General features: G+C 52.3%; 19 protein-coding genes and 3 tRNA genes. 1 reads left to right on the forward strand and 21 read right to left on the reverse strand.

Annotation, left to right across the window (positions count from 1 at the left end):
* Window positions 1–102 precede the first annotated feature (102 nt).
* From gspM to Q4551_RS02560, 12 genes are all read right to left on the reverse strand, one after another.
* Window positions 103–621 carry a type II secretion system protein GspM gene (gene gspM / locus Q4551_RS02505; protein WP_303431605.1) on the reverse strand — a complete coding sequence of 173 codons (519 nt, stop codon included), beginning with the start codon at window positions 619–621 and terminating at the stop codon, window positions 103–105.
* A complete protein-coding gene (gene gspL, locus Q4551_RS02510) occupies window positions 618–1,817 on the reverse strand; it encodes a type II secretion system protein GspL (RefSeq protein ID WP_303431606.1) in 1,200 nt (399 codons plus the stop codon). Before gspL ends, gspM begins: the two co-directional genes overlap by 4 nt.
* A 45-nt stretch (window positions 1,818–1,862) precedes the next feature.
* Entirely contained in the window at window positions 1,863–2,846 is a 984-nt protein-coding gene (gspK, locus tag Q4551_RS02515; RefSeq protein WP_303431607.1) for a type II secretion system minor pseudopilin GspK, read from the reverse strand.
* Entirely contained in the window at window positions 2,846–3,562 is a 717-nt protein-coding gene (gene gspJ / locus Q4551_RS02520) for a type II secretion system minor pseudopilin GspJ (protein ID WP_303431608.1), read from the reverse strand. The genes gspK and gspJ overlap by 1 nt, the downstream gene beginning before the upstream one ends.
* Entirely contained in the window at window positions 3,559–3,951 is a 393-nt protein-coding gene (gene gspI / locus Q4551_RS02525) for a type II secretion system minor pseudopilin GspI (RefSeq protein WP_303431609.1), read from the reverse strand. Before gspI ends, gspJ begins: the two co-directional genes overlap by 4 nt.
* Window positions 3,941–4,555 (reverse strand): type II secretion system minor pseudopilin GspH, encoded by a 615-nt coding sequence (gspH, locus tag Q4551_RS02530; RefSeq protein WP_303431610.1) that lies wholly within the window; start codon window positions 4,553–4,555, stop codon window positions 3,941–3,943. Before gspH ends, gspI begins: the two co-directional genes overlap by 11 nt.
* Before the next feature lie 44 nt (window positions 4,556–4,599).
* Window positions 4,600–5,028: a type II secretion system major pseudopilin GspG gene (gene gspG, locus Q4551_RS02535; RefSeq protein WP_303431612.1), complete on the reverse strand. Its 429-nt coding sequence runs from the start codon at window positions 5,026–5,028 to the stop codon at window positions 4,600–4,602.
* A gap of 9 nt (window positions 5,029–5,037) precedes the next feature.
* Window positions 5,038–6,246 (reverse strand): type II secretion system inner membrane protein GspF, encoded by a 1,209-nt coding sequence (gspF, locus tag Q4551_RS02540; RefSeq protein WP_303431614.1) that lies wholly within the window; start codon window positions 6,244–6,246, stop codon window positions 5,038–5,040.
* Window positions 6,247–6,248: 2 nt separating this feature from the next.
* Window positions 6,249–7,817: a type II secretion system ATPase GspE gene (gene gspE, locus Q4551_RS02545; protein ID WP_303431615.1), complete on the reverse strand. Its 1,569-nt coding sequence runs from the start codon at window positions 7,815–7,817 to the stop codon at window positions 6,249–6,251.
* Between the two features lie 63 nt (window positions 7,818–7,880).
* The gene (locus tag Q4551_RS02550) at window positions 7,881–8,096 is read right to left on the reverse strand and encodes a hypothetical protein (RefSeq protein WP_303431616.1); all 216 of its coding nucleotides are present in this window, start codon (window positions 8,094–8,096) and stop codon (window positions 7,881–7,883) included.
* 84 nt (window positions 8,097–8,180) lie between these two features.
* A complete protein-coding gene (locus Q4551_RS02555; protein WP_303431617.1) occupies window positions 8,181–9,110 on the reverse strand; it encodes an FAD-binding protein in 930 nt (309 codons plus the stop codon).
* A 15-nt stretch (window positions 9,111–9,125) separates the two neighbouring features.
* Window positions 9,126–9,875 carry an electron transfer flavoprotein subunit beta/FixA family protein gene (locus Q4551_RS02560; RefSeq protein ID WP_303431618.1) on the reverse strand — a complete coding sequence of 250 codons (750 nt, stop codon included), beginning with the start codon at window positions 9,873–9,875 and terminating at the stop codon, window positions 9,126–9,128.
* A 314-nt stretch (window positions 9,876–10,189) separates the two neighbouring features.
* On the opposite strand from Q4551_RS02560, the gene Q4551_RS02565 reads away from it, so the two are divergent.
* Window positions 10,190–11,830, forward strand: coding sequence for an electron transfer flavoprotein-ubiquinone oxidoreductase (locus tag Q4551_RS02565; protein ID WP_303431619.1), 1,641 nt, complete (start codon window positions 10,190–10,192; stop codon window positions 11,828–11,830).
* Window positions 11,831–11,912: 82 nt separating this feature from the next.
* Here Q4551_RS02565 and Q4551_RS02570 read toward each other — a convergent pair whose 3' ends face one another.
* The 9 genes from Q4551_RS02570 to Q4551_RS02610 form a co-directional block, all read right to left on the reverse strand.
* Window positions 11,913–13,748, reverse strand: a complete 1,836-nt coding sequence (locus tag Q4551_RS02570; RefSeq protein WP_303431620.1) for a SurA N-terminal domain-containing protein — start codon at window positions 13,746–13,748, stop codon at window positions 11,913–11,915.
* Window positions 13,749–13,908: 160 nt separating this feature from the next.
* Window positions 13,909–14,181, reverse strand: a complete 273-nt coding sequence (locus Q4551_RS02575; RefSeq protein ID WP_303431622.1) for an HU family DNA-binding protein — start codon at window positions 14,179–14,181, stop codon at window positions 13,909–13,911.
* Window positions 14,182–14,297: 116 nt separating this feature from the next.
* Window positions 14,298–16,688: an endopeptidase La gene (gene lon, locus Q4551_RS02580; protein WP_303431623.1), complete on the reverse strand. Its 2,391-nt coding sequence runs from the start codon at window positions 16,686–16,688 to the stop codon at window positions 14,298–14,300.
* Window positions 16,689–16,807: 119 nt separating this feature from the next.
* Window positions 16,808–18,106, reverse strand: coding sequence for an ATP-dependent Clp protease ATP-binding subunit ClpX (gene clpX, locus Q4551_RS02585; protein ID WP_303431625.1), 1,299 nt, complete (start codon window positions 18,104–18,106; stop codon window positions 16,808–16,810).
* An 86-nt stretch (window positions 18,107–18,192) separates the two neighbouring features.
* On the reverse strand, window positions 18,193–18,819 hold the full coding sequence (gene clpP, locus Q4551_RS02590) for an ATP-dependent Clp endopeptidase proteolytic subunit ClpP (RefSeq protein ID WP_303431627.1): 627 nt from the start codon (window positions 18,817–18,819) through the stop codon (window positions 18,193–18,195).
* Window positions 18,820–18,938: 119 nt separating this feature from the next.
* Complete coding sequence (gene tig, locus Q4551_RS02595; RefSeq protein ID WP_303431630.1) at window positions 18,939–20,249, reverse strand: trigger factor; 1,311 nt, start codon at window positions 20,247–20,249, stop codon at window positions 18,939–18,941.
* Window positions 20,250–20,529: 280 nt separating this feature from the next.
* Window positions 20,530–20,605: transfer RNA gene (locus tag Q4551_RS02600), tRNA-His, on the reverse strand.
* 22 nt (window positions 20,606–20,627) lie between these two features.
* Window positions 20,628–20,704: transfer RNA gene (locus Q4551_RS02605), tRNA-Arg, on the reverse strand.
* A 26-nt stretch (window positions 20,705–20,730) separates the two neighbouring features.
* Window positions 20,731–20,807 (reverse strand) — tRNA-Pro (locus Q4551_RS02610).
* Window positions 20,808–20,898 lie beyond the last annotated feature (91 nt).

Here is a 20,898-nt window from a genome sequence, read left to right on the forward strand (position 1 = left end):
TTGGGCTATATGCTAGCCTGTTTGGCCCGGATTGCGAAACGGCCATAGCGATACGCTATAAAGCAGCAATAGAATAGTCATCCGCCACTGCCAGCCCCTCGACTACTCGTTTTCCAGCGTTGCCCGCACATCAACCCGGCCTGGCAAGTCGGAACTGTCGACGGTAATCTGACTCACGCGAATGCCGTGACGGATTTGCAGGGATTCGACCCAGGCGATGAACATATCGAATTCAATATTATCAAGCCAGATTCGAACCCCCTGCCCGTCCTGTTCATAGCGATCCAGTTGGATGCGATCAGACCGTGCCGCTTGCGTGACCAGGGTCAGAATGGGGCCGGAGGATTTTTCCAGTGAGGCGCCACCAAATTTGCCGGCGTTCTCTGCAATCAGGTTGTAAACGTCCAGTTTTTTGTCCAGATCACGCTGTACGCGCTGGTTTTCCCGTAACAGCGGAGCAAATATCAGGACGTACACCAGCGCAGCCCCTAATAGCCAGGCCAGACCTCGCACGACCAGTCGGTCTCTGGCAGGCAAGGCACCGTACCAGTTGCTGGCAGCTTGCACCTGAGGGATGGCTGTCAGGCGCTGGCGCATTTCGGTCAGTATCTCCGTATTCATGCGGACTCCCCTATTTTAAGACGACCCTTGACCTTTTTATCCTCATTGCTGGCAGAGGCCACTTCGGCATCGAGACCACGCTCCGACAGGGCCTGGCGCAGAGTCTGCAACTCACTGAGGTTGCTGGCTTGCACCTCTATAATCAGCTCTTGCTGGCGTTCGTTATAACGCGCTGAGTCCAGCTTGATGGTTTTGAGGTTGACGGATTGAAACGCACTGGCGGTGGTATTGATCAGATACGCAAAACCATGATTGTTGCCATGACTGCCTTCGGCCAGTCGGCCGCGAAATTCCCGCTCCAGTGCCCGTATCCGTACCCCGGGGAATAGCTGTTTGTACAGCGCCAGACTTTGCTGATAAACATATTGGCTCTGATTGGCCAGCTGCCGGTTTTGCACATACAGCGTAACCGCCATGATCAGCAGGCAAGCGGTCGCCAGTGATGCCAGAGGCCGCCACCAGGAGCGTGGCTTGTCTGCCTGGCCATGACGTACCTGAAACTGGCCAATCAGCATATTGACCGGGCGGGCATGGGTGGGTAACGCTGGTGAGTCGCTGGTCGCCGAAGAAATATCGATGCGCTCGAAGGCATCCGCAAATCCGGTCTCAATCGTAGTGCGCAACAGGTTGGCTTGATCCAGCCCCGATGCGTGAATGGTTAATACACCCAGGCCTTGCTGGTCTTCCAGTACGGATTCCAGCACCGGCATTATGGCAAACTCATTGACCCAGCCTTCGAATACTCCCGGCAGCTTGACCAGCCAGCCTTGATCCTGCCAAACGGCAATGGCTGCTTCCGGTAGCAGTTGGGTTTCCGGAATCAGTTCCCGCACTGTCAGATGTAAATGCTCTGCCTGTTCCAGCAGGCGCTCGACCAGATCACAGGCCGTTACGTAAGCCCGAGCCCGGACACCCACTTTGCCTGCCGGTACAATCAGGTATTCACTGATATCGTTGATCAGGTTCTCTTCCAGCGCAAAAGGCAATGCCTGGGCCAGGTGACGGCCTGAAACGCCCGGCAATTCGATCCAGTGGCAGCTGTAATTGGCCGCTGACAGAATCATCCGTACTGGAGTCAGGTCGGGTTGGTCAGCAGCCCAGTCTTCCAGGTTGCAGGGCGGGACAGCATCATTGCTGGGATCGCTCACCAGCCATTGGGCATCGCGCCCCTGCCAGGTCACTTTGATTGTGTTCATGCTGTTTCTCGCTGCATATCACTTACGCTGGTTGAATTTAATAAATCAAGGGGTGGTATTGGGCAACTCAGGCAAACGCCTGGCTTCCCGGCGGGAATAGTCCCGATACAAGGTACGGAAATTACCGCTATCGGCATCGCGCTTGAGTAAAAACTCATTGGTACCAAACCAGTCTCCACTGGTGCCGATATCCACTCGCCCAAATACTTCAAAATATTCCGATTTGACGGTGAAATCGCTTTCTGTCCATTTGCTGTCGTTGCTGTTACTGCTGCCCGACACAAAACCTTTCACTTCATCCAGATCCAGAAAATCACTGACACTGGCCAGCCCGCTATCACCTCGGGCAGATACAACCGCTTGTGCGTCCGTTATGGAAAAGTTGGCATCGAGGGCTGACATTACCAGTTCAGAGGCCGTGTTGATATTCAGCTGGGTCGTCACCGGCAAGCAGGTGACATAAGGCTCCAGGGCGTAATAAGTGTCGGTATCGACCCCTTCGAGCAGCATCAGATCAGAGGTGTGCTTACAGATTTGATAAGCAGGACGATAAGGCGGCTCCAGACTCATATAGTCATTTTCTACCTGGCTTTCGGCGTCCATCCAATCGGCCAGTCGCTCTGCAATCGTGACATCCAGCCCCAGGTCGTTAAGCAAGTTATACAGCCGCTGTTGCCACACGCTCTGATTACTGGCAGCCGGAGCCAGCCAGTTGAGATTGAATTTGCCCTGGGCATCCACCATCCGAATAAATACCTGGCCTTCGTCCATCGGAAACGTGCGGTCAATGGCCCACTCTTCCAAGCCATGATCAATATCCGGGTCGTTGTCCCAGTCCATATACAGGCCGCTGCGCACCACACTATCGATGCCATGCAAAAACGCTTGTGCCTGCTGGCGTGCCAACTGGGCAGTGGTTCGTTGGATATCCTTGGCCTGGCGCTCAATCAGTACGGTGGCCAAAACACTGACCACAGCGAAAATCAGCAAGACAATCAACAGGGCAAGTCCGGATTGCTGGCGGCGCATCACAGTTCCTCACCATCATGTGCCAACGTCCAGAGCCGGGTTGCTTCACCGATGATCGGCAGGGTCATTTTCCAACGCATCCCCTGGGGGATAACCGATTCATCACTACCTTGTACAATGGGCCAGCTGTCGTACCAGGTTGAATCCGTGACTTCATCGTCGCTGTCGCTGTTGACGGTGTCGGCCAGTAGCGATATGTCCAGCTCCTCAATCTGGTCGAGTACCACCATGCTTCTTGGCTCGCTGTCGTAACTGCGATCCAGTACCGACCAGACATAGCGCACCAGACACTCGCCTTCTGGTTCTTCTATCCCCCAGTCGGACAGACGCCGCCGGGCGGCTTCGCAGGCATCACTATCGATGCTTTCCAGTTGATAGGCGATACGCTGCAGCTCTGAACGTGGGTCTTCAACACCGGGGCGATTACGCCAGCCGGTACGGGTTAATTCGAGCAGGTAATCCCCGTCATCCAGCAGGAGAGCATCCTGTTCATCGCCATAGGCATCCAGAATGGGACGATTGATAAACTGCTCAATATCACGACTGACAATGGCATTCAGCCGCTGCAGTGCAATCATCTGGTCCGACCGGACTTCGGTTGAATCACGGGCAACAATAATGGTGTGCAGCAATTGCACGGAGCCAACACTGATGGATGCCGTAATGGCGACGGCGACAATAACCTCCAGCAGGGTGAAGCCCTGATAGCGCGTCATCCGTGTTCACCCATAATGGTTGCCAGACTGACGAGGATATAGTCGGGTTCACTTTCGAGTGATACATCAACGGTTACCCGTACAACTCCGGGCCAGCTGGTTGATATCACGGTCGTCAGGGTTTGCCATTCGCGGGATGCCATATCAACGGTGTCCCGAGTGGTACCAACCTTGGGGGTTTCGTGACTGAGGCGAATTTCGGCGAGGCGATTTTCAGCCACCCAGGATGCCATGGTCTTGTTTTCCAGCGTCAGCAAGGTGTCGGCGGCCTGACTGGTGGTGCCACTGATAACGATGGCAATGGAAGCAAAAATAGTCAGTGCGATCATCACTTCGAGCAGCGTAAAACCATCGGCCCGCCGGCAGGCATTGAAGGTATTATTGCTCATATCGAACCACCTCTTTCCACACCGGATTGAAGCCATCGCCATGAATCACAAAGGCAAAGCTGTTGTCGGCGTCATGGGTAATGGTGAGTTCAAAGGCGGTGTACTCTTCTGATGACAGAAATTGCAATGCGGGTAATGGGCCTTCGTCGTTGTCCAGCAGCTCTTCAAAGTCGACATCGTCATCATCTATCACCAACGCCATGACCATACCTTCCGGCACGGTTGGCGCATTCAGGGATGCACTGGAATACGCTTGCCAGGGGTTTTTATCGATATCACTGAGCTCTTCCACTGACAGCGTGCCCTTGGCGGCCTGCTGACGAACGTCTTGCCACGACAACAGCATCAGCTCGTCCCGGTCCATGGCCAGGCCAAGGTCCAGGTTGCGATAGGCGGCTTCTTCACGGTAGAGGTTCATGGCGATTACCATAGTTGTGGCAAAACGCCCGGTTTCATCCTGAATCTGGGTGTCGCTGGCATTCAGGTTAACGAGCGACAACAAGCCGCCAATAATCATCAGCACAACCAGCAATTCGAGCAGAGTGAATCCTCTTTGCGGGAGCGGGCGCTGGGCTGGTAATGTCATGGGGCGAAAGGATGTCAACACAGATGTCCATCTGCCGGGTCACCCCGGCAGTCAGTAGCTTGTTATTCGGGGTAGGAAATGTCGGCGTATTCAGCTTCGCCGCCTTCCTGGCCATCAGCGCCCAGCGAAACAATTTCGTACTGTCCTTTTTCCAGGTAATACAGAAACTCATTACCCCAGGCATCGGTTGGTACGCTGTTGCCTTTCAGGTAACCACTGCTGCGGTAGTTTTTGGGTACTGGAGACGATGACGGCTTGCTGATCAGTGCCTCGAGGCCCTGTTCGGTGGTTGGGTAGGTGAAATTATCGAGTTTGTACATATCCAGCGCGCCTTCTATCAGCTTCATCTGGCTTTTGGTGGTCTTGACCTGGGCATCGGTAGCGGAACCAATAATATTGGTGGCGACCAGCGCCATGATGCTACCAATAATGGCCAGTACAACCATCACTTCCAACAGGGTAAAGCCTTGTACGCGCTTGCGGGTTTGCATGTGTTTCTCCTAACGAACCATGTTTTGCAATTCAAGAATGGGCATCATGATAGCGGCAACAATCAGGGCAACAATCGCCCCCATGGTAAGCAGCATCATGGGCTCAAAGATTTTGACCATCGCTGAGACTGTATTTTCCAGCGTAGTTTCCTGCTGCTGCGCTGTTTTTGCCAGCATGGCATCGAGTTCACCACTGTTTTCACCGCTGGCGATCATATGCAGCATGATGGGGGCAAAGTAGCCGGTGTGATCCAGCGACTTGTGCAGGCTCCCGCCTTCGCTGACTTCCAGCGTGGCTTCGGTCAATGCTTTTTTGATCGGTATATTGTCGACGACCTGACTGGCAATACGCATGGCGTCAACCAGGGGAACCCCGGAGCTGGTCAGAATCGCCAGCGTGCTGCCAAAACGGGCGGTATTGGCGTCCTTGGCAAAACCACCGATGCCCGGTACGGCAAGCATGAAACGGTGATATTTTTCACGGAATGCCGGACTTCTCATAGCCTGGCCAAACAGTACCGCCACCGCCACCACCGCCAGTAAAATATACAGTCCGAAGTCGGTAATCAAATGACTGAGATCGAGCATGAACTGGGTCAGTCCGGGCAGTTCCTGACCGTTTTTAACAAATACATCAACAATGTCAGGTACGACGTACGTCAGCAGACCAACCACAATCCCGATTGCCACAATACTGAGGATGATCGGATACATGGCGGCCAGCTTGATCTTCTGATCTGCCGACTGCCGCGCTTCCGTGTAATCGGCCAGCCGGTTTAATACGCCGTCCAGATGCCCGGCATGTTCACCGGCACTGACCGTCGAGCGGTACAGGTGCGGAAAGGCTCGCGGGTATTCGGCCAAGGCCTTGGCCAGCGTGTAACCTTCCAGAACCTTGGCCCTGATGGCGAGGATCATGGCCTTGATCTTGGCTTTGCCGGTTTGCTCAGACAACGCCCGCAAGGCTTCATCGATAGGCAGGCCGGCACCAATCAGGGTTGCCAGTTGGCGTGTAAGCAGTGCCAGGTCTGGTACGGACATGCCGGGGCCGCGACCACCGGAGCTGTGCTTCTGTTTGACGCTGGTGGATTCCACCGATAACGGCATCCAGCCTTTGTCGCGCAGCTTCTGCCGCACCTGTCGGGCACTGTCAGCTTCCAGTACACCTTTCAGCTGCTTGCCCTTGGCATCAAGCGCCTGGTAAAGAAATGCAGCCATAATTATCCCTTGGCAACCCGCAGCAGCTCTTCAATGGTTGTGCTGCCGCCCAGTACCTTGCGAATGCCATCCTGGGTGATGCTGGGACCAAGCCGACGGGCGTGAGCGGTCATGGCCTGCTCCCCTGCCCGGTCATGGATCAGGGTTTTCAGGCCTTCATCAACTTCAATGATTTCGTAAATCCCCTGACGACCGCGATAACCCAGCTGGTTACATTTGTCACAGCCTTTGGCGTGGAATATTTCCGGAGGCTGATCAGGATCGGCGCCGAGCAACTCGCATTCACTGGCATTGGCAATTGCCGGTACCTTGCAGTCATCACAAAGCACCCGGACCAGTCGCTGGGCCAATACGCCCACCAGACTGGAGGATAACAGGAATGACTCAACCCCCATGTCTTGCAAGCGGGTAATCGCACCAATAGCCGTATTGGTGTGCAGTGTGGACAACACCAAGTGACCGGTCAGAGAAGCCTGAATGGCAATCTCAACGGTCTCGAGATCCCGGATCTCACCAATCATGACCACGTCGGGGTCTTGACGCAAAATGGCTCGCAAGCCTTTGGCAAAGGTCATTTCAACCTTGGCATTAACCTGGGTCTGACCAATACCGGGCAAGCTGTATTCGATCGGATCTTCTACGGTCAGGATGTTACGACTGGTGTCGTTAAGGTCACTGAGGGCGCCATACAGCGTGGTGGTTTTACCGGAACCGGTTGGGCCGGTCACCAGAATAATTCCGTGAGGTCGGCTGATAATATTACGCATGGTGCGTAAATCACGTTCCGACATGCCGAGCTGAGAAAGACTCAAGCGCCCGGCTTTTTTATCGAGCAAACGCATCACCACCCGTTCGCCGTGGCTGGATGGCATGGTCGATACCCGAACATCCACTTCCCGTCCACCGATCCGCAGGGCGATACGGCCATCTTGTGGCACCCGTTTTTCCGCGATATCCAGCTTGGCCATGACTTTGATTCGAGAGACAAGCAAGGCGGCCAGAGCCCGCTTGGGCTGCACCACTTCGCGTAACACGCCATCAATGCGAAAGCGCACCACCAGGCGTTTTTCGTAGGTTTCGACATGGATATCCGAAGCATTTTCCTTGATTGCTTCGGTCAGCAAGGCATTGATCAGACGGATAATCGGCGCGTCACCGTCCTGCTCCAGCAAATCTTCGGTTTCAGGAACGGAATCAGCCAGACTGGCGAGATCCATTTCATCGCCGAGGCCTTCCACCATTTCCATGGCTTCTGATGAGTCGGTCTGATAAGACAGCCCCAGGCGGCGATCAAATTCGTCGTCGGCCACACCTTCGAGCCGGAATGGCAAAGACAGGAAGCGCTGCACTTCCATAATGGCTTCTGCACTGACCGGCACCCGGTGTACCACCTTGAGCCCATCGGCAGCCCCTTCAACCAGCACACCAAAACGCTTGGCAAAACCGAAAGGCACGCGAGTAGCCAGCCCGGTGGAGCTATTGTTCTGGTCATTTGCCGTTGGGGTCGACGGGTCAATCAATATCGCTTCAGCACGGTCTTCGGGTTGATCTTGTACAAGGGTAGAACTCATGAATTATCCAACGTTGCGACCAAGATAAGTGGACCCAAGACTCCGTAAAACGGAGCACCTGGATCACACACCGACAATGGCCGTCAATAATAACCGGCTGTCTGCACAGCTTTCTGATAACAATAATACCTGACGGTCAACAATACAGACTCGCTGGTCACCCGGCACATCACTATCGACCCATGCATCATACTGATGGTTCGGTGGCTCCGACACTCCATCGGTAAAGTATTGCGACAAAACCGTCCGTAAATGCACTTCTTTTCGACAATACGACACTGGGGCGCAGCTTATGTCTATTTAATGACAAATCGGTGACACAAAAAAGCCCGGACTGAGCCGGGCCTTTTTAACGCCTTGATGTTAAACGAGTTTGTCCAGCTCTGGAACAGCATCAAAGAGGTCCGCAACCAGTCCGTAATCCGCTACCTGGAAAATCGGTGCTTCTTCGTCCTTATTGATGGCCACAATCACCTTGGAGTCTTTCATGCCAGCCAGATGCTGGATTGCACCGGAGATACCAACAGCAATATACAGCTCTGGCGCAACGATTTTACCTGTTTGACCAACTTGCAGGTCATTAGGAACAAAACCGGCATCTACCGCTGCACGGGAAGCGCCGACTGCCGCTCCCATCTTGTCTGCCATATCAAACAGCATGGCAAAATTATCGCCATTTTGCATACCGCGACCACCGGCAACCACAACCTTGGCAGCTGTCAGTTCCGGACGATCGGATTTGGCCAACTCTTCACTCAAAAATACGCTTTTGCCGTAGGCGCTGACAAAATCAACAGCTTCGATAGTTGCTGAGCCACCGGTTGCGGCAACCGCATCGAAGCCAGTCGCACGAATCGTCAGTACCTTGATGGCATCGTTGCTCTGATACGTTGCCACAGCGTTACCGGCATACACCGGGCGTGAGAATGTATCAGCAGCAACCACTTCAATCACGTCGGACAACATATTGACGCCCAGCAGCGCTGCAGCACGAGGCAACAGGTCTTTGCCTGTGGTCGTGGCGGGTGCCAGAATATGGCTGTAACCTGTGCCTATGTTGGCAACCAGATCCCCCATGACTTCGCCCAGCTGGTGTTCATATACGGCGTTGTCCGCAACCAGCACCTTGGCGACCCCAGCGACTGCCGCTGCAGCATCCACGACAGCCTGACAACCAGAACCTGCAACCAGTACGTCAACATCACCGCCAATTTCAGCAGCGGCGGCGAGAACGTTCAGCGTAGCGCCTTTCAGGGTAGCGTTATCATGTTCCGCTATTACCAGAATACTCATTTCATTGACTCCTGTTTACAGCACTTTCGCTTCGTTCTTCAGTTTTTCGACCAGCTCTGCAACATCGGCCACCTTGATACCTGCCTGACGCTCTGCTGGTGGAACCACCTTCAGCAACGTCTGGGTTGACTCCATGGTGACGCCGAGATCTGCCGGTGTCATGATGGCCAACGGCTTACGCTTGGCTTTCATAATGTTTGGCAGGGTCGCATAACGGGGTTCGTTCAGACGCAGATCGGTGGTAACAATGGCGGGCAATTCAAGAGTGACAATACGCAAGCCACCGTCGACTTCCCGGGTTACCTTGACCTTGTCGCCGTCAATCGCAACATCAGAAGCAAAAGTACCTTGTGCCATACCGGTCAGAGCACCCAGCATCTGTCCAGTCTGATTGTTATCGCTGTCGATGGTTTGCTTGCCCATCAATATCAGTTGAGGCTCTTCTTTTTCGACTACCGCTTGCAGCAAGCGAGCAACAGTCAGTGATTCCAGTTTGTCTTCAGTTTCTATAAGAATGCCGCGATCAGCACCGAGAGCCATGGAAGTACGAATCTGCTCTTGTGCTACTTTAGGGCCAATGGAAACAACGACAATTTCGCTGGCGATGCCCTTTTCTTTCAGACGTACCGCTTCTTCAACAGCGATTTCGCAGAACGGGTTCATGGCCATTTTGACGTTATTCAGATCAACATCCGTATTATCCGGCTTGACGCGTACCTTGACGTTATAGTCGATGACGCGCTTTACAGCGACGAGAACCTTCATAGATTCCTCTTATCTTCAAATGATTGAAATTTTACCCCGATTTACCCAGTGGCGCGGTGATTCGGCGCTACTTTTCGGGGGCTTCAGACCAGAAGAATTATTCTGGACTTTTACCTTTACGTCAATAGTGAGGCTTGTTTGTTTCCAAAACGGCAGCATTCCCGAGCGATGCGGTTGCCTGAAACAGGCACGAACGTATAATGCTGCACCTCTATAAAGCGCTTTCTTAGTAGTTTGCTGATTATCACCAAAAAATCAAACCCGAATAGCACAGCCGTGGCCAATAACTCTAACCGTTAACAGGAGAGATCCGTATGGACCGTGATGTAATGGAGTATGACGTTGTAATTGTCGGCGCAGGCCCAGCGGGCCTCGCAGCGGCTTGCCGCATCAAGCAAGTCGCCAACGAAGCAGGCAACGAGATTTCGGTCTGCCTGGTTGAAAAAGGTTCCGAAGTCGGTGCCCATATCTTGTCTGGTGCGGTTATTGAAGACCGGGCGCTGACGGAGTTGTTCCCGGACTGGAAGGAAAACAATGCCCCTCTCACGACCAAGGTTGCCAGGGATGAAGTGTATTTTCTGCTTGGCGACAGCAAGTCGATACAGGCCCCTGGCTGGGCTGTGCCCAAACCGATGCATAACCACGGCAACTATATAGGTAGCGTTGGCAATTTGTGTCGCTGGCTGGGTCAGCAGGCAGAAGAACTCGGCGTTGAAATCTATCCGGGCTTCCCGGCGGCAGAAGTATTGCTTGAAGATGGGGTGGTCAAGGGTGTGATTACCGGGGATATGGGCGTGGATGCCGAGGGCAATCCCAAGGACAGTTACACTCCGGGAATGGAACTACGGGCCCGTTACACCCTGTTTGCAGAGGGGTGTCGTGGCCATTTGGGCAAACGCCTGATCAATGAATATCAACTGGATGCTGGCAAGGACCCTCAGCATTACGGAATCGGCATCAAGGAATTGTGGGATATCGATCCTGCCAGGCACCAGCCTGGACTGGTGATGCACGGTACTGGCTGGCCACTGAACGAATCATCTTCATCGGGTGGTTTTTTTCTCTACCATGGGGATGACGGTCAGGTCATGGTTGGGCTGATTACCGATCTTTCCTATTCCAACCCTTATGTCAGCCCTTATGATGAATTCCAGCGTCTGAAACACCACCCTGCCATCGCACAGTATCTGGAAGGTGGCAAACGGGTGTCTTATGGTGCCCGGGCCATCACCAAGGGCGGACTGAACTGCCTGCCCAAAATGACCTTTCCTGGTGGTTTGCTGATCGGCTGTGACGCCGGAACGCTGAATTTTGCCAAAATCAAAGGCGTTCATACTGCCATGAAAAGCGGCATGATTGCTGCCGAGACGGTGATTGCCGCTATCGCGGCTGATCGTTGTCACGACGAGCTGACGGAATTCACCACCGCTTTTGAGAGCAGCTGGGCCTGGCAAGAGCTGCAACGCAGCCGCAACTTTGGCCCCGCGCTTCACAAGTTGGGGACTCTGGGCGGGGCTGCTTTCAACTTTATTGATCAGAATATTCTGGCCATGCCGGTCACACTGCACGACACCACGCCAGACTACGACACTCTGCGGGCTGCCTCTGAATGCAAACCGATCATCTACCCCAAGCCAGATGGCAAATTAAGCTTCAGCAAACTGGATTCCGTGTTTATCGGCAATGTTAACCACGCCGAAGACCAGCCTTGCCACCTGAAGCTGGCCGATGCTGAAATTCCTCTGGAGATCAATCTGGTGCAGTGGGATGAGCCGGCTCAACGTTACTGCCCGGCGGGTGTTTACGAAATCACGGAAGACGAGCAAGGCAAGCACTTCCAGATCAATTCGCAAAATTGTGTTCACTGCAAAACCTGCGATATCAAGGATCCGTCCCAGAATATTGAATGGGTGACTCCAGAAGGGAGTGGTGGCCCGAACTATCCCAATATGTAATCCATCCTGAATGAAAAACAAAAAAGCCCGCAATCAATGCGGGCTTTTTTATCAACAACCAAATGGCTAATCAAATAGCCGATCAGGCACCGGGACGTTTGATCTCAATGTTGTCTTGTGCCCATTTGCGGTAGCTGGCGATATTGGCACGAGCTGCCCGATTTTCAAGCAGGCCCTTCTCTTCAGCGCTGACCGTCAGATCGGCCAGATCATCTACCTGTATATCATCGACCCGCACAACGGCAGCACCGCCCTGTACGTCCACTACTGCTACGACACCTTGCTGCAAGGCAAATGCTCTGGACTGGGCTTCGCGAGGAAGATCGGTCGTCTGGTCATAAGTGACTTCGACAGAAGTCCAGGCATCGGATTCTTGCTCTCCTGCGGCAATTTGAGCGGCAATGGTGTCGGCCAGTTCTGAGGCTCTATCACGCTTGAGCAGGTTTTCAACTTGCTGGCGGACAATTTCCAGAGGCAATGTTCGGGGTTCTTCATGTTCAGATACAGCAAACACATAGACTCCCTGCTCTGTTTCAACCAGCTCACTCAACTCCCGATCCAGCAGCAGGTTTTCTGCAAACGCCTGTTGGCGCACAGCATCATTAGCGGCCAGTCCTTCACCAAAATCACGAGTAAACAAGCCCGATTCCTGAACTGTCAGACCCAGTACCGCGGCAATCTCATCCACAGAGTCTGATGAAAACGCCAGATTGCTTAATTCTTGCGTTTGCTCAGCGATACGCAGCCCGGCTTTTTCGTTACGAATGTACTCGGCCAGTTCATCGTGCTGCTGTTCAAAAGTGTCCGATTCCGACGCCTTGACATCAAGCAACTGGATAATGTGGTAACCAAACTCAGTTTTTACCGGCTCGGAAATATCCCCTTGCTGCATCGCAAACAGAGCCGTTTCAAACTCCGGCACAAAGGTACCGTGACTGATATAACCCAGATCACCCCCACTGCTGCCACTGGCAATATCATCGGAACTGGTTTGTGCCAGTTCGGCAAAATCAGCACCAGCATCCAGTTCTGCTTTCAGTTCATTTGCCTTGGCCAAGGCTTCTTCACTGGAACGCTCATCACTGACTTCAACCAGAATATGACGGGAACTGCGTTGTTCCTTGGCGGATAGCTCATTCAGGTAATCATCGTAAGCGGCCTTGATTTCATCCTCAGAGACCTCTTCTGCGGCGGCCAGTGCTGCGCGGTCAAAACCGACATAACGAACACGGGCCTGCTCTGGCGATTGGAAGCGGGAACTGTTGTCATCGTAGTAGGTTTGCACGTCTTCATCAGAGAGTTCGATGTCATCCATCAAATCCTGGGCACGAATTTCAACATAGGAAACCGTGCGCAGCTCTCCGTTCAGCATGGCGCTAAGGCGAGTTTGATATGGCGTCGGAATGGACGTCATGGTCAATGCTTGCTGTGCCTGGTTTACTTTCAGATCTTCGCCCAAGCTGGCTCGAAATGTCAGCGGCGTCCAGCCGTTCATACGCAATACGCTGAGAAACTGTTCCTTGTTGAAACGGCCGTCCAGTTGAAAAGCCGGAATATTGACAATAGCCTGATCAACCACGCTGGTGGAGGCATACAGACCAAAGCGATCAGCCTGTACGGCGTCAACTCGCTGCTGGATCAGCTGATCAAGCGCTGATTCACGTAACAACTGGTCATTAAACAGGTTTTCATCAAATTGCTCGCCAAACTGGCGGCGCAAGTTGGCCTTTTGCTGCTCAATCAGTCGCTGGATATCAGGCTCCAGTATCTCGACACCACCGACTTCGGCGACTGGCGTTTCGCCAGAACCAATATTGACAATGCCTTCAACACCCCACAGGGCGAAGACAAGAATAATAAAAAATACGATGACCTTGGCAATAATGCCTTGGGCACTATTACGCATTGTTTGTAGCATGCTTCCTCCGGGTATTCGCTACAGCAACATAAAAAAAGCGCATCCAGGATGCGCTCTTTTATCTGGGTAGGTAGTACAACAAGGTAAAAACCTGCTGTAACTACCCTGTCCGGCATGCCAGACCGCCTTGCCAGTCAGTGTGTCAAATCATTCTGACAGCTTAGTTAACGGCATCCTTAAGCGCTTTCCCTGGCTTGAATCCAGGCACTTTGGCAGCCTTGATCTGAATTGGTTCACCGGTTTGAGGGTTGCGGCCTGTACGTTCTGCGCGCTCTTTCACCGAAAATGTACCGAATCCAACCAGGGCAACCTGATCACCGTCTTTTAGCGCAGTACCAACACTTTCTATCATGGCATCCAGTGCGCGACCAGCAGCTGCCTTTGGAATATCAGCTGATGCGGCAATGGCGTCGATTAATTCGGACTTATTCACACTTTTCCCCTCACTCTGTGTGCAATATTAGATTCTTGTTATGCGACTGGGCGATCGCTACAGGAAATTAAAGAGCGTCGATTTATACCAACTGGGTTATGCACCGTCAAGCAGACTCAGTGCGTCTTTGGGCGAGAACCCTCGTCCTTGCTGACGCTTGCATCATCTGTCGGAACAATTGGTGCCGAAACACCATCAGGGCTTGACTCAAGCGCCAAATCCAGAACCTCGTCGATCCAGTCTACAGCAACAACCGTCAGGTCTTGCTTGATATTTTCCGGTATATCCCTGAGGTCTTTTTCATTCTCTCGAGGAATAATAACCGTTTTGATGCCTCCACGATGCGCGGCCAGCAGCTTCTCTTTCAAGCCACCAATCGCCAGCACCTTGCCGCGCAGGGTGATCTCCCCTGTCATGGCAACTTCAGCCTTAACCGGAATGCCGGTCAATACGGATGCCAGTGCGGTTGCCATGCCGATCCCGGCACTGGGGCCGTCTTTCGGAGTAGCGCCTTCCGGTACGTGAACATGGATATCGTTCTTTTCAAAAAACTCGACATCCGCTTTCATGCCTGGGGCGCGACTTCTGACGACTGTAAGGGCCGCCTGAATGGATTCCTGCATCACGTCACCCAGCGAGCCGGTCTTGATGATCCGTCCCTTGCCAGGAGTGGCCGCCGCTTCCAGTGTCAATAATTCGCCACCGACCGATGTCCAGGCCAGTCCGGTTACTTGTCCAACTTCGTTACTGGCTCCAGCCAGGCCGTAGCTGTATTTGGTAACACCGAGGAATTCTTCCAGCAACTCTTCGGTAATCACGCAGGTAGCGGTTGTCTGGCTCAGCATATTGGTCTTGACTACACGGCGACAAAGCTTGGCCAGTTCACGTTCAAGCCCTCGCACACCCGCCTCACGGGTGTAGTGCCGGATAATGCTGCGCAACTGTGATTCTGGCAGCTCAATCTCATCGGCTTTAAGGCCGTTTTGCTTGATCTGCTTTGGCAACAGGTAGCGCTGGGCAATATTCACCTTCTCAGCCTCGGTGTACCCTGGAATACGGATGACTTCCATACGATCCAGCAAAGGCCCGGGAATATTCATGCTGTTGGATGTGCAGACAAACATGACATCCGACAGATCATAATCCACCTCAAGGTAGTGATCTGCAAATGTGTTGTTTTGTTCTGGGTCCAGCACTTCCAGCAAGGCAGAAGCCGGGTCACCGCGGTTGTCCATCCCCATTTTGTCGATTTCATCCAGCAGGAACAAGGGGTTGCGCACACCAACCTTGGTCATGCGCTGGACCAGCTTGCCTGGCATGGAGCCGATATAGGTACGGCGATGGCCACGAATTTCAGCTTCATCCCGAACACCACCCAAAGACATGCGGGTAAACTGCCGGTTGGTCGCCCGGGCAATGGACTTGCCCAACGAGGTTTTACCAACACCCGGCGGGCCCACCAGACACAGGACTGCACCTTTGACCTTTTTGACGCGATTCTGGACCGCCAGGTATTCAAGGATGCGTTCTTTGACTTCTTCCAGACCGTAATGGTCGGCATCGAGGATATCCCGGGCGCGAACCAGGTCATGATTCAGTCGTGAACGTTTTTTCCACGGCAGATTCAGCAACCAGTCCAGATAGCCCCGGACAACGGAAGCTTCAGCCGACATCGGTGACATCATGCGCAGTTTGCGTAATTCTGCTTCGGCCTTTTCCTTGGCTTCTGTGGTCAAGCCAACCTTTTCAATTTTTTCGGTCAGCTCATCAAATTCATTGCTGCCGTCTTCCAAATCACCGAGTTCTTTCTGGATGGCTTTCATTTGCTCATTCAGATAGTACTCGCGCTGGCTTTTTTCCATCTGTTTTTTAACGCGACCACGAATCCGCTTCTCGACCTTGAGCAGGTCGATTTCAGATTCCATCAATTCCATCAGGTGCTCAACCCGCTCTTTGGGGTCGAACATTTCCAGCACAGCCTGTTTCTCTTCCAGTTTGAGAGAGATATGGGCGGCAATGGTGTCACTCAGACGGCTGACATCCTCAACACCAGAAATGGTGGAAAGCACTTCACTGGGTACTTTTTTGGACAGCTGTACATACTGCTCAAAGTGCCCGGTCAAGGAGCGGGTCAGTACTTCGTTCTCGCGTTCATCCGGGATGCGTGTTCCGGCTGGTACAACCTGGCCACGGAACAAGTCACTCTCATCGATCAGACGTTCCAGTGAGGCACGCTCTTCACCTTCAACCAGCACTTTGACAGTGCCGTCAGGGAGGCGAAGTAGCTGCAGGATGGTGGCTACTGTTCCAACGCTATGGAGCCCTTCAATGCCAGGGGCATCATCAGAGGCGTCCTTCTGGGCAATAAGCATGATGCGTTTGTCGCCCGCCATCGCTTCTTCCAGAGCATTGATTGATTTTTCCCGCCCCACAAACAAGGGAATAACCATGGCGGGAAAGACCACTACGTCACGCAGTGGCAAGAGAGGTAATACTTCTTGATTCATCAGATTAGGTCTCTGCTACAAAGCAATATTCTGAGAGTGGGGGTTGTGCCCGTTAAAAACAAGCAACAAACAAATAAAAAGGAGCCAATGGCTCCTTTTTATTGTTTTTCAGGAAAGTGTTAATCGCTTTCTGAAGAGGCCATGGCGACATCGCCACTCTCATAAATCATGATGGGTTCAGCGATACCATTAATAACGCTATCTTCGATAACAATCTTGCTGATATCCGGTTCAGAAGGCACTCGATACATGGTCTGCAACAAGGCTCCTTCCAGAATCGAGCGCAATCCTCGCGCGCCGGTCTTTCTTTCCATTGCGCAATTGGCAATGGCATCGAGAGCCGAGTCGCGAATATCAAGCTCTACTGATTCCATCTCAAACAACTTCTGGAATTGACGAACCAGTGAATTTTTTGGTTCGGTCAGAATCCGGATCAAGGCATCCTTGTCGAGTTCATCCAGCGTTGCCACAACCGGCAAACGGCCAATAAACTCAGGAATCAAACCAAATTTAACCAGATCAACGGGTTCTACTTCGCGTAATGCTGCACCAATTGATTTCTGGTCTTCCTTGCCTTTAACGGTAGCCACAAAGCCAATGGAACTACGCTCAGACCGATCCCGAATAATTTGATCCAGTCCGGCAAAGGCTCCTCCGCAAATAAACAGGATATTGGAGGTGTCCACCTGTAGAAATTCTTGCTGCGGGTGTTTTCGACCACCTTGTGGCGGCACGGATGCAACAGTCCCCTCGACGAGCTTCAGTAATGCTTGCTGAACCCCCTCGCCTGATACATCACGTGTGATTGACGGGTTGTCGGATTTACGTGAAATCTTGTCAATCTCATCGATATACACAATGCCTCGCTGGGCGCGCTCAACATCGTAGTCACACTTCTGCAGTAATTTCTGAATGATGTTTTCTACATCTTCGCCCACATAACCCGCTTCTGTCAGTGTAGTGGCATCAGCAATGGTAAATGGTACATTCAGCAAGCGAGCCAGTGTTTCTGCCAGCAATGTCTTGCCGCTGCCCGTTGGGCCAATCAGCAGGATATTACTCTTGGATAGCTCAACATCGCCCTTCCCTTTGCCTTTACCTTCACCAAAGCGCAGACGCTTGTAGTGATTGTAAACCGCCACAGCCAAAACCACCTTGGCTTTATCTTGACCAATAACGTATTCATCCAGAGTCAGACGAATTTCCTGTGGCGTAGGCAGGGTGTCAGAACCGCCCTTGTTATCGGTCTCCTGGACTTCTTCACGAATAATGTCATTACACAAATCAACACATTCATCGCAAATAAACACCGAAGGCCCGGCAATCAGCTTGCGCACTTCATGCTGACTCTTACCGCAAAACGAACAGTAGAGCAGCTTGCCGCCGTCTTCGCCTTTGCCTTTAGTATCGTCGGTCATTCGACTGCCTCATTCTGGTACATAGCATTCATATATAGGTGCACAATGGTCGAGTTTCAAGCCTGTCGGCCATCGTTTGGTCAATTTTATTGACCTCGATGGGTCAAAACCTTGTCAATAAGGCCATATTCAAGTGCCATATCGGCAGTCATAAAGTTGTCGCGCTCGGTATCCGCCGCAACTGTCTCGTACTTCTGGCCAGTATGATGCGCCAGAATGCTATTGAGACGTTCCTTGGTATGCTGGATATTGCGAGCATGAATTTGAATATCCGTTGCCTGCCCCTGGGCACCACCGCTTGGCTGGTGAATCATTACCCGTGAGTTCGGCACACTGTAGCGCTTGCCTGCTGCCCCGGCAGCCAGCAGAAAGGCTCCCATGCTACAGGCCTGGCCAATAACCATGGTACTGACGTCCGGCTTGATAAACTGCATGGTGTCATAAATCGACATGCCAGCAGAAACCGAACCACCCGGTGAGTTGATATACAGGTGAATATCTTTGTCCGGATTTTCAGACTCAAGAAACAGCAGTTGAGCCACGACCAGATTGGCCATGTGATCTTCCACAGGCCCTACCAGAAAAATCACCCGCTCCTTCAGCAAACGGGAGTAGATATCGTAAGAGCGCTCACCGCGAGCAGACTGCTCTACTACCATAGGAACCAGGGCATTCTGGATCACTTCCGATCCCTGAGTGAATTGGTCATTCATAAAATTACTCCCATACAAAACCAGTATCGAACCATCATTACAAAAACAGCCGCTATGTAGCGGCTGTTTTTGAGTGTAGCCATTGGAGACGAATCTGTCAGTCCCCAAGATACCAACTATTACATTGCTTGGTTGGCATTGGCAGCGCGAATAACGTCTTCGTACGAGGTTTCAACCACGGAAACGGTAGCAGCCGCTAACACTTTTTCGATCAATTGATCTTCCAGAGCCAATGATTGGATCTGTGATTTTTGTTCGGCATTGCTGGAGTAATACTCACGAACCTGTTCAGGGTCCTGGTAAGTAGAAGCAATTTCTTCAATCAGCTCAGCGACTTTTTCATCGGATGGCTTCATGTCGGCTGCCTCAATAGCAGCATTCATCAACAGACCAACCTTGACGCGTTGCTCCGCCTGGCCTTTGAAAATCTCGGCAGGCAGTTGTGAGGCATCCATTTGACCGCCAAACTGCTTGACTGCCTGCTGGCGCAGACGATCAATTTCCTGGTCAATCAGAGGGGTTGGTGCTTCAACTTCGTTGCTGGCAACCAATGCATCGATCACTTGTTGCTTGGTCAAAGTACGCAGGGCACGTTTCAATTCGCGATCCATATTGGTGCGAATTTCAGCGCGGAACTCGGCTTCATCAGCGGTTTCTACGCCGAAGGTATTGAAGAAGGCTTCGTTCATTTCAGGCAGTTCGCCCTTCTCGACTTTTTGCACAGTGATCTTGAATTGTGCTGGCTTACCCTTGAGCTCTTCCTTGTGGTAATCATCAGGGAAGTTCACATCAATGGTTTTTTCATCGCCAGCGACAAAGCCGACAATTGCAGCCTCAAAACCTGGAATCATGGAGCCAGATCCCAAAGTCAGGGTGTGGCCTTCAGCTTTGCCACCCTCGAATGCTTCACCATCGACAAAGCCTTCAAAATCGATAACAACACGATCGCCATCTTCAGCAGCGGCATCGGTTTCTGTCCAGGTGGTGTTTTGTTGACGCAGGGTCTCCACCATTTTTTCCATATCGTCATCGGATACGGTGGCTGTCTTTTGCTCAATGGACAGCTCAGCAAAATCACCCAGAGCAACTTCTGGATACACTTCGAAGGTTGCCTTGAACTCAAGATCCTTGCCGTCTTCGTTTACCACAGGTTCAAAACTGGGCATTCCTGCCAGCTTGAGCGCTTGCTCCTGCACAGCCTGAAAGAAAGACTGCTGCATTTGCTGGTAGACAGCTTCATAACGCGCTTGCTGACCAAACATACGTTTGATCACTGCAAGAGGAACCTTGCCCGGACGAAAACCATCAATGCGACGACCTTTGGCCAGCTTTTTCAGCTCTGCTGTTACTTTTGGTTCTACTTCCGCAGCAGGAACGCCAATGGTCATACAACGCTGAAGACCACTGGTTGTCTCGATGGACACTTGCATAGATGCCTCTCAGATAAAGTGTTTTTTACGATCACTACCGGAAAATACCGGTCGCCGATTCAGAAAGCCGCGGAGTATAACGCAAGCCAGAGGACGAATAAACGAGAGAAAACAAACCACTGCAAATTGCAGAAACAAAAAAAGCAATCAGCAAGAGTACTGGGACAATAAAAATACAGAGAAAGAGCCTGAAGGCAGAAAGCAGCGAAGAGCAACTGACCCAAAGGTGTCGATACGAAGAAGCTGACAGGAAGAAGAAAAGACAAACAAGACTTGAAAATGGGGTGGCCGACGGGGATCGAACCCGCGACAACAGGAATCACAATCCTGGACTCTACCAACTGAGCTACGGCCACCATATCATGCTCGGGATGCTATTGGCGCACCCGGCAGGGCTTGAACCTGCAACCCCCGGCTTAGAAGGCCGGTGCTCTATCCAATTGAGCTACGGGCGCATGTCCATCTAACCTTCGAGATTAAATGGTCGGGGTAGAGAGATTCGAACTCCCGACATCCTGGTCCCAAACCAGGCGCGCTACCAGACTGCGCTATACCCCGTCACACTACTTGCAACAGTCAGTGTTTTGCTGACCCTCCCAAGTGGCTGCGCATATTATAGATGACCTGCCAGCAGGTCAACCAGAATTTG

The sequence above is a fragment of the Oceanobacter sp. 5_MG-2023 genome (assembly GCF_030548165.1).
GTDB lineage: Bacteria > Pseudomonadota > Gammaproteobacteria > Pseudomonadales > Oceanobacteraceae > Oceanobacter.

What these genes read in the sequence shown, in the direction of transcription:
- gspM (WP_303431605.1), bottom strand. Translation starts at nt 621, where the DNA reads ATGAATACGGAGATACTGACCGAAATGCGCCAGCGCCTGACAGCCATC.
- gspL (WP_303431606.1), bottom strand. Translation starts at nt 1,817, where the DNA reads ATGAACACAATCAAAGTGACCTGGCAGGGGCGCGATGCCCAATGGCTG.
- gspK (WP_303431607.1), bottom strand. Translation starts at nt 2,846, where the DNA reads ATGCGCCGCCAGCAATCCGGACTTGCCCTGTTGATTGTCTTGCTGATT.
- gspJ (WP_303431608.1), bottom strand. Translation starts at nt 3,562, where the DNA reads ATGACGCGCTATCAGGGCTTCACCCTGCTGGAGGTTATTGTCGCCGTC.
- gspI (WP_303431609.1), bottom strand. Translation starts at nt 3,951, where the DNA reads ATGAGCAATAATACCTTCAATGCCTGCCGGCGGGCCGATGGTTTTACG.
- gspG (WP_303431612.1), bottom strand. Translation starts at nt 5,028, where the DNA reads ATGCAAACCCGCAAGCGCGTACAAGGCTTTACCCTGTTGGAAGTGATG.
- gspF (WP_303431614.1), bottom strand. Translation starts at nt 6,246, where the DNA reads ATGGCTGCATTTCTTTACCAGGCGCTTGATGCCAAGGGCAAGCAGCTG.
- gspE (WP_303431615.1), bottom strand. Translation starts at nt 7,817, where the DNA reads ATGAGTTCTACCCTTGTACAAGATCAACCCGAAGACCGTGCTGAAGCG.
- Q4551_RS02555 (WP_303431617.1), bottom strand. Translation starts at nt 9,110, where the DNA reads ATGAGTATTCTGGTAATAGCGGAACATGATAACGCTACCCTGAAAGGC.
- Q4551_RS02560 (WP_303431618.1), bottom strand. Translation starts at nt 9,875, where the DNA reads ATGAAGGTTCTCGTCGCTGTAAAGCGCGTCATCGACTATAACGTCAAG.
- Q4551_RS02565 (WP_303431619.1), top strand. Translation starts at nt 10,190, where the DNA reads ATGGACCGTGATGTAATGGAGTATGACGTTGTAATTGTCGGCGCAGGC.
- Q4551_RS02570 (WP_303431620.1), bottom strand. Translation starts at nt 13,748, where the DNA reads ATGCTACAAACAATGCGTAATAGTGCCCAAGGCATTATTGCCAAGGTC.
- lon (WP_303431623.1), bottom strand. Translation starts at nt 16,688, where the DNA reads ATGAATCAAGAAGTATTACCTCTCTTGCCACTGCGTGACGTAGTGGTC.
- clpX (WP_303431625.1), bottom strand. Translation starts at nt 18,106, where the DNA reads ATGACCGACGATACTAAAGGCAAAGGCGAAGACGGCGGCAAGCTGCTC.
- clpP (WP_303431627.1), bottom strand. Translation starts at nt 18,819, where the DNA reads ATGAATGACCAATTCACTCAGGGATCGGAAGTGATCCAGAATGCCCTG.
- tig (WP_303431630.1), bottom strand. Translation starts at nt 20,249, where the DNA reads ATGCAAGTGTCCATCGAGACAACCAGTGGTCTTCAGCGTTGTATGACC.